Annotated in this window: 1 protein-coding gene; it reads right to left on the reverse strand. The window is 72.7% G+C overall.

Going from position 1 to position 2,158, the window contains the following annotated elements; translation table 11 throughout:
* The coding region (locus AC5L34_RS29425; RefSeq protein WP_494827903.1) for a type I polyketide synthase at positions 1-2,158 on the reverse strand (2,158 nt) is incomplete at both ends.

The following is a 2,158-nucleotide window of genomic DNA, read 5'->3' on the forward strand; positions in this document are numbered from 1 at the left end:
CGTCCGAGCCCCACACCACCGCACGGTGCTCCAACGCCGCACGCGTCGTCACCAACGACCACGACACATCCACCGGCGACAGGTCGGACCGGTCCCGCACGAACGACGCCAACCGCCCAGCCTGACCCGACAAACCCCGCTCCGAACGACCCGACACCACCCACGGCACCGGCAAAGCCACGGAAGCACCCCCGGCAGACGCCGAGACCGACACCCCGTCCGCCGACCCGATCCGATCGGCTCCTCCGTGCAGCGCCGCATCCGGCGCGGCCACGGGCTCCACCGGCACCGCATCCGGCGCGATGCCGGGCTCCACCGCCGCAGCCACCGGCTCCGCACCCGACGCGGCCGCGAGCCCCGGGGGCGGCTCCACTGCCGACCCGGCCGCAAGCTGCCCCAGCTCCGACTGCGGCGCGGGCTCCGCCACCGACTCCGGCTGCTCGATGATGACGTGCGCGTTGGTCCCCGAGATACCGAACGACGACACACCCGCACGACGCGCACGCCCCACGCCCGGCCACTGCCGGGACTCGGTCACCAACTCCACCGCACCCGACGACCAGTCCACATGCGACGACGGCGCGTCCACGTGCAGGGTCGCCGGCACCACACCGTGCCGCATCGCCAAGATCACCTTGATGATCCCGGCCACCCCGGCAGCCGCCTGCGTGTGACCGATGTTCGACTTCACCGACCCCAACAACAACGGCACATCCCGACCCTGCCCATACGTCGCCAACAGAGCCTGCGCCTCGATCGGATCACCCAACGTCGTACCCGTGCCGTGCGCCTCCACCACGTCCACGTCAGCCGTCGACAGACCCGCGAACGCCAGCGCCTGCCGGATCACCCGCTGCTGCGACGGACCGTTCGGCGCCGTCAACCCGTTCGACGCGCCGTCCTGGTTCACCGCCGTGCCGCGCACCACCGCGAGGACCCGGCGGCCGTCGCGCCGCGCGTCCGACAGCCGCTGCACCAGCAGCATGCCGACGCCCTCGGACCAGCCGGTGCCGTCGGCCGCGTCCGAGAAGGACTTGCACCGGCCGTCGGCGGACAGGCCGCCCTGGATGGAGAACTCGGCGAACGTGGCCGGTGAGGCCATCACGGTGACGCCGCCGGCCAGTGCGAGGTCGCACTCGCCGGACCGCAGCGCCTGCGCCGCGAGGTGCAGCGCCACGAGCGACGACGAACACGCGGTGTCCACCGTCACCGCCGGCCCCTCGAACCCGAAGGAGTACGCCACCCGACCCGACAACACGCTGGTGGCGTTGCCGGTGAGCAGGTGCCCGCCGACCTCCTGGGCGCGACCCACCGAACCGCTGGCGTACCCCTGGAAGCTCGCGCCGGCGAAGACGCCGACGGCGCCGCCCCTCAGGCTGGTGGGGTCGATGCCCGCCGACTCGACAGCCTCCCACGAGGTCTCCAGCAGCAGCCGCTGCTGCGGGTCCATGGCGAGGGCCTCGCGCGGCGAGATGCCGAAGAACTCGGCGTCGAACTCACCGGCGTCGTAGACGAAGCCACCCCTGCGGACGAAGGACGTGTCGGAGAGGCCGCCGCTGAGGAAGCCGTCCCAGCCCCGGTCGAGGGGGAACTCGGAGATGCCGTCGCCCTCGGCGCAGAGCAGTTGCCACAGTTCGTCCGGCGATCCGACGCCGCCCGGGAGGCGGCAGCCCATCCCGACGATCACGATCGGGTCGTCGTCCACGGCGGTGATCCGGCGCTCGGCCGGCGCGTCACCCGGTGCGCCGAGCACCGCCTCCCGGATGAAGGCGACGAGGGCGGCCGGCGTCGGGTGGTCGAAGACGAGGGTGGAGGGCAGGGCGAGGCCCGTTTCGGCGGTCAGCCGGTTGCGCAGCTCGACGGCGGTGAGCGAATCGAAGCCGAGGCGTTGGAACGCCCGGTCGGGTGCCACCGCCTCGACGGTGGCGTGCCCGAGCACCGAGGCGACCTGGGACCGCACGAGGTCCAGAAGGGACGCCTCGACCTCCGTCGGCGTCAGCGCCGCCAGCCGCTGGCGGAGTGCGGAGGCCTGATCGGTGGGAGCGGTTTCCGCGCGGGCCGCCGCCTCGATCGCCGACCGGGCTTCGGGGATTTCGGTGAACAGTCGAGACGGCCGCAACGCCGTAAACGACGGCACAAACCGATCCCACCGCACATC

This window comes from Micromonospora sp. ZG13 (assembly GCF_059359355.1).